6 protein-coding genes are annotated in these 6,346 nt (G+C 62.0%); all 6 read left to right on the top strand.

Annotated features, from left to right (window positions below):
* A partial coding sequence (locus tag NX782_RS20255) for a hypothetical protein (RefSeq protein ID WP_258847290.1) occupies window positions 1–555 on the top strand: 555 nt, incomplete at its 5' end.
* An 88-nt stretch (window positions 556–643) separates the two neighbouring features.
* Complete coding sequence (locus NX782_RS20250) at window positions 644–979, top strand: hypothetical protein (protein ID WP_258847289.1); 336 nt, start codon at window positions 644–646, stop codon at window positions 977–979.
* Between the two features lie 66 nt (window positions 980–1,045).
* A complete protein-coding gene (locus tag NX782_RS26550) occupies window positions 1,046–1,315 on the top strand; it encodes a CPCC family cysteine-rich protein (protein ID WP_370661817.1) in 270 nt (89 codons plus the stop codon).
* 30 nt (window positions 1,316–1,345) lie between these two features.
* Complete coding sequence (locus NX782_RS20245) at window positions 1,346–1,948, top strand: TMEM175 family protein (RefSeq protein WP_258847288.1); 603 nt, start codon at window positions 1,346–1,348, stop codon at window positions 1,946–1,948.
* Window positions 1,949–2,026: 78 nt separating this feature from the next.
* On the top strand, window positions 2,027–4,189 hold the full coding sequence (locus tag NX782_RS20240; RefSeq protein WP_258847287.1) for a M3 family metallopeptidase: 2,163 nt from the start codon (window positions 2,027–2,029) through the stop codon (window positions 4,187–4,189).
* Window positions 4,190–4,215: 26 nt separating this feature from the next.
* Window positions 4,216–6,339 (top strand): M3 family metallopeptidase, encoded by a 2,124-nt coding sequence (locus tag NX782_RS20235; protein WP_258847286.1) that lies wholly within the window; start codon window positions 4,216–4,218, stop codon window positions 6,337–6,339.
* Window positions 6,340–6,346: the final 7 nt, after the last annotated feature.

Here is a 6,346-nt window from a genome sequence, read left to right as displayed (position 1 = left end):
GGACTGATTCTCATCGGCGCGGCGATCGGCTTGGCTTTCATGATCTGGCGGGCCATGCTGGGTGCGGATTTTCCTGTCATTGGTTTCAAACCGCTCGCGCTTGCCTACCTGTATGCCGGGATCGGCCTGGTCGGCACCAATTTTGTTGGATGCTATATGGACTTCAGCAACAGGGTCGCAGACGGTCTTTTGTCCGAGCACCAGCGCTGGTCCATTGTACCGGGGTGGACTATCTACGCGACGATACTCCTGCTTGTTGTCGTACTACCCTTCCTGGTTCTGGTTGGGGTGCCAGTGATGGCGGCTTCTCTCAAGCGTGCGCTTTTAACGCCAAAAAATATTGTGCTTGGTACGCTGGTTCTCTGGCTAGCGCTGACCAGTCTGGGCTGGGTCGCTCTCGACAATGCGTGGCACCGTACTCATCGGCTCGAATCGTTCATGATGTGGTTAAAAGATCTGCTGCCGGGGATTCTGTTTATTGCTGTTCCGTTTATGCTTGCCATCTACCGAGGATCGCGCATTTATCGCCGCTGCCGCTATGGCCCGTGTTCATGAGCTATGTGCTCAGCTTCATCGGCATCTACGGGAACAAGCTCCAGTATGGGAATTGCCCATTCACCATGGGGCTTACGTCATTCAAACTATGAGTATGTCCAACCGAAGGCAAGCTGATGCCGAAGCAGAAGTCACCTTCTTCTTGCCAGAAGATGGTGGGAAGGCCAATGCTGTCAGGTCGGGCTATCGCCCCGGTCATCAGCTGCTGGAGAACTACCTGACTTCGGGGCACCATGAATATATCGACAAAGATGAGGTGTGGCCGGGAGAGACGATAGTGGCAAAGATCTGGTTCATCACCCCGGAGGCATATCCGGGGTGCTTGTGGATCGGTCGAGAGGTGCGTGTACACGAAGGCAGCCGGCTAGTAGGGCATGCCAAGATCATCAAGGTATTCAACAAGCTGCTCGAACGTACGGATTGACCTGCCGTCCTGACTCAGGTGCTAAAGTAGTGATCTCCCATCAACGAAAAGATCATTGAAGAGCCGATGTCCAATCTATTGGATCAGTGCGACTGCTGCGATTACTACACGATTCCGCACGGTCAGGACTACGAGATTTGCCCCATCTGTTTTTGGGAACAGGATGCGTACGGTATCGAATCTCCTGATGACGAATCCGGTGCGAACCACGGACTTACTCTACGTGAAGGCCGCTGTAACTTTGTTCGATGGGGTGCCTGTGCCGAGCGGTTCGTATCGAATGTTCTGCCTGCGTCGGAAAGAAAAAACTACCGGTATGCTGCGAGAAACGTATAGCAACGGCTAGCTACCTGAGAAACCAGAACCATGGGCAAAAACCGATTAGAAGCCTTCAGCGACGGCGTCATCGCCATCATCATCACCATCATGGTGCTGGAACTCAAAGTCCCGCACAGCGCGCATTTCCACGCCCTGCTGCCGCTATGGCCCGTGTTCATGAGCTATGTGCTCAGCTTCATCTACGTCGGCATCTACTGGAACAACCACCACCACATGATGCACGCCGTGGAAGAAGTCAGCGGCGGCGTCCTTTGGGCCAACCTGCACCTGCTGTTCTGGCTGTCGCTGATCCCCTTTGTAACGGCCTGGACGGGCGAGAACCATTTCGAGACCGGACCCACCGCCACCTATGGCTTCGTGCTGTTCATGTGCGCGGTGGCTTACTCGCTGCTGGTGCGCGTCCTCGTGCGCAAGCACGACAAGAACACGACGCTGGCGGAAGCCGTCGGCGATGACCGCAAGGGCAAGATCTCGATCGTTCTCTACCTGGTCGGCATGGCGGCGGCCTGGTTTGCCGCCTGGCTGGGCTTTGCGATCTACGTGGGCGTGGCCGTGATGTGGCTGATTCCGGACCGCCGCATCGAAGAAAAAGTGGTCGAGGAAAGCGAACAGGAAGAGGCGGCTCACTGATAAGCCTGCTATGATCTTCCGCGCACCTGCTGCCGGGCTTGCTCCGGCAGTGTCCATACAGTGTCCGTGAAAGATCGCATGAAACAGCCACACCGCTTCATCGTTGCGGCAAGCATCGCGCTTGCCTACGCAGCGACCGCCACCCCCGTCCTCGCCGCCGCTCCCGCAACTTCTGCCGCTTCCGCCACCGTCCTCGAGGCCTCGAACCCATTCGCCAGGGCCAGCACGCTGCCTTTCCACTATCCGGCCTTCGACAAGATCAAGGACGAGCACTTCAAGCCGGCCTTCGAAGTCGGCATGCGCGTGCATCTGCTGGAGGTCGAGGCGATCGCCAACAACCGCAACGCGCCGACCTTCGAGAACACCATCGTCGCGATGGAGCGCGCGGGCCAGCTGCTGGCGCGCGTGTCGACCACCTTCGCGAATCTGCAGGGCGCGAACACCAACGACAACCTGGATGCGATCGACCGCGAGATGTCGCCGAAGCTGGCGGCCCATGCCGATGCGATCTACCTGAACGACAAGCTGTGGCAGCGCGTGAAGACCCTGTACGACAAGCGCGACAATCTCAAGCTCGACGCCGAGTCGAAGCACCTGCTGGAGCGTTACTACCGCGACTTCGTGCGTGCCGGCGCCAGGCTCTCGTCCGCCAACAAGGACAAGCTGAAGGCCTATAACGGCGAGATCGCCAGCCTGCAGTCGACCTTCGCCCAGAACGTGCTGAAGGAAGCGAATGCATCGAGCCTGGTGGTCGAGACCCGCGCCGAACTGGCCGGTCTGTCGGACGCCGAAATCGACGCTGCCGCTGCCGAAGCGAAGAAGCGCGGCCTGGACGGCAAGTTCGTGATCGCGCTGGCCAACACCACCGGCCAGCCGCAGCTGTCCGCGCTGACCAATCGCAGCACGCGCGAGCGCCTGATGGCCGCCTCGATGGCGCGCGGCAGCCGCGGCGGCGAATTCGACAGCCGCGAACTGGTGCAGCGCCTGGCCAAGCTGCGCGCCGAGAAGGCGACCCTGCTGGGCTACCCGAACTACGCCGCCTATTCGCTGGAAGTCGAAACCGCGAAGACGCCGGAAGCCGTCAATAAGCTGCTGGGCGAGCTGGCGCTGCCGGCGGTGAACAACGCGAAGCGTGAAGCCGCGGAGATCCAGAGCGTCATCGATGCGGAGAAAGGCGGCTTCCAGGTCGCCGCGCACGACTGGGCCTTCTACACCGATAAGGTGCGCCAGGCGAAATACGCCTTCGACGAGAGCCAGCTGAAGCCCTACTTCGAGCTGAACAACGTGGTGCTGAACGGCGTGTTCTTCGCCGCGACCAAGGAATTCGGCATCACCTTTAAAGAGCGCAAGGACCTGCCGGTGTACGACCCGGATGTGCGCGTGTTCGACGTCTTCGACGCCGACGGCAAGCAGCTGGCAATCTTCATCATGGATTACTACGCGCGCCCGAACAAGCAGGGCGGCGCCTGGATGAACGAGTACGTCACGCAGTCCACGCTGCTGGGCAACCACCCGGTGGTGGCAAACCACCTGAACATCCCGAAGCCGCCCGCCGGCCAGCCGACCCTGCTGACCTACGACGAAGTGCGCACCGCCTTCCACGAGTTCGGCCACGCGCTGCACGGCATGTTCTCGAACGTGAAGTACCCGACTTTCGGGGGCGCCAACACGCCGCGCGACTTCGTCGAGTATCCGTCGCAGGTCAACGAGATGTGGGCGACCTGGCCCGAGGTGCTGGCCAACTACGCCAAGCACTACCAGACCGGTGCGCCGATGCCGCAGGAGCTGCTGGACAAGGTGCAGGCCTCGAAGAAGTTCAACATGGGCTACATCACGACCGAGTACCTGGCCGCCTCGCTGCTCGACCAGCGCTGGCATCAGCTGACGCCCAAGCAGATCCCGAGCGACGTGCTGGGCTTCGAGGCGGCTGCGCTGCGTGACGCCGGCGTCGACTTCGCACCGGTGCCGCCGCGCTACCGCACGACCTATTTCTCGCACAGCTTCTCGCTCGGCTATTCGGCCGGCTACTACGCCTACCTGTGGAGCGAAAAGCTGGATGCGGACACGGTCGAGTGGTTCAAGGAAAACGGCGGTTTGAACCGCAAGAACGGCGACCACTTCCGTCAGACCTTGCTGTCGCGCGGCGGCTCGGCCGATGCGATGGACCTGTTCCGCAACTTCCGCGGCCGCGATGCGCAGATTCAGCCGCTGCTGGAGCGCCGCGGCCTGACCGGCAATTAAAAAAACGATTTTCACTGGAGAGAAAAATGCACCGTTCCCACATCCTGGCCTTCGCAGTGGCCGCCGCCGTCGCCGGTTTCGCCCAGGCCGCGCCATCGCAACTGCCGGCATCGAACCCCTTCGCCAAGCCGAGCACCCTGCCGTTCCAGTACCCGGCCTTCGACAAGATCAAGAACGAGGACTTCGCGCCGGCGTTCGAGGAAGGCATGCGCCAGCAGTCGGCCGAGATCGACGCCATCGCCGATAGCCGCGCCGCGCCGACCTTCGAGAACACCATCGTCGCGATGGAGCGTTCGGGCCAGCTGCTGAACCGCGTCTCGACCGTCTTCTCCAGCCTGGTCGGCGCCAACACCAACGACACCCTGAATGCGCTGGACAAGGAGCTGGCGCCGAAGCTGGCCGCGCACAGCGACAAGATCCGCCTGAACGAAAAGCTCTACAAGCGCATCAAGACCCTGTACGACAAGCGCGCCAAGCTGCACCTGGATGCCGAGTCGGCCTACCTGCTGCAGCGCTACCACACCGATTTCGTGCGCGCCGGCGCCCAGCTCTCGAGCAACGACAAGATCAAGCTGAAGGCCTACAACGCCAGGATCGCCGCCCTGCAGACCCAGTTCAGCCAGAACGTGCTGAAGGAAGCGAACGCCTCGGCGCTGGTGGTCGGCAGCCGCGAAGAGCTGGCCGGCATGTCCGATAAGGCGATCGACGTCGCCGCGGCGGAGGCCAAGAAGCGCGGCCTGGACGGCAAGTTCGTGATCCCGGTCGTGAACACCACCCAGCAGGCGCCGCTGTCCGTGCTGACCAATCGCGCGACCCGCGAAAAGCTGCTGGCGACCTCGATGGCGCGCGGCAGCCATGGCGGCGATTTCGACAACCGCAGCCTGGTGCTGGAGCTGGCCAAAACCCGCGCCGAGCGCGCCAAGCTGCTGGGCTACCCGAGCCACGCGGCCTACATGCTGGAAGACCAGACCGCCAAGGACACGGGCGCCGTCAACAAGCTGCTGGCGGAATTCGCCAAGCCGGCCGTGAACAACGCCAGGAAGGAAGCGGCCGACCTGCAGAAGGTGGTCGATGCCGAAGGCGGCAAGTTCCAGGTCGCGGCCTACGACTGGAACTATTACACCGACAAGGTGCGCGCCCAGCGCTACGCCTTCGACCAGAGCCAGCTGCGGCCGTACTTCGAATACAACCGCGTGCTGGTCGACGGCGTGTTCTTCGCCGCCACCAAGGAATTCGGCATCACCTTCAAGGAGCGCAAGGACCTGCCGGTGTACGATCCGGACGTGCGCGTGTTCGACGTCTTCGACAGCGACGGCAAGCAGCTGGCGATCTTCCTGCACGACCCGTATGCGCGCGCCAACAAGCGCGGCGGCGCCTGGATGAACGCCTACGTCGGCCAGAACACCCTGCTGGGCACGCACCCGGTGATCGCCAACCACCTGAACATTCCGAAGCCGTCGGCCGGCGAGCCGACCCTGCTGACCTATGACGAAGTGCGCACCATGTTCCACGAGTTCGGCCATGCGCTGCACGGCATGTTCTCGAACGTGAAGTACCCGCGCTTCTCGGGTACCCGCGTGCCGCGCGACTATGTCGAGTTCCCGTCGCAGGTCAACGAGATGTGGATGGACTGGCCGGAAGTGCTGGCCAACTACGCGAAGCATTACCAGACCGGCGCGGCGATGCCGAAAGAACTGCTGGACAAGGTGCAGGCATCGAGCAAGTTCAACGAAGGCTACCGCACCACCGAGTACCTGGCGGCCGCGATCCTGGACCAGAGCTGGCACCAGCTGGGCCCGGACCAGATCCCGGGCGACGTGCTGGCCTTCGAAGCCAAGGCCTTGCATGACGCCGGCGCCGACTTCCCGCTGGTCCCGCCGCGCTACCGCACCACCTACTTCTCGCACGTGTTCTCGGGCGGCTATTCGGCCGGCTACTATGGCTACCTGTGGGCCGAGAAGCTGGATGCCGATACCGTGAACTGGTTCAAGGAGCACGGCGGCCTGACCCGCAAGAACGGCGACCACTTCCGCAAGATGCTGCTGTCGCGCGGCGGCACCATGGACGCGATGGAGATGTACCGCGGCTTCAGCGGCCGTGATGCGCAGGTACAGCCGCTGCTGGAGCGCCGTGGCCTGACCGGCGAATAAACGGTCA

It is taken from the genome of Massilia norwichensis (genome assembly GCF_024753245.1).
Lineage (GTDB): Bacteria > Pseudomonadota > Gammaproteobacteria > Burkholderiales > Burkholderiaceae_D > Telluria > Telluria norwichensis.
The sequence above is the reverse complement of the archived record's forward strand: the minus strand, read 5'-3'. Positions and strand labels throughout refer to the sequence as shown.

What these genes read in the sequence shown, in the direction of transcription:
- NX782_RS20235 (WP_258847286.1), top strand. Translation starts at nt 4,216, where the DNA reads ATGCACCGTTCCCACATCCTGGCCTTCGCAGTGGCCGCCGCCGTCGCC.
- NX782_RS20240 (WP_258847287.1), top strand. Translation starts at nt 2,027, where the DNA reads ATGAAACAGCCACACCGCTTCATCGTTGCGGCAAGCATCGCGCTTGCC.
- NX782_RS20245 (WP_258847288.1), top strand. Translation starts at nt 1,346, where the DNA reads ATGGGCAAAAACCGATTAGAAGCCTTCAGCGACGGCGTCATCGCCATC.
- NX782_RS20250 (WP_258847289.1), top strand. Translation starts at nt 644, where the DNA reads ATGAGTATGTCCAACCGAAGGCAAGCTGATGCCGAAGCAGAAGTCACC.
- NX782_RS26550 (WP_370661817.1), top strand. Translation starts at nt 1,046, where the DNA reads ATGTCCAATCTATTGGATCAGTGCGACTGCTGCGATTACTACACGATT.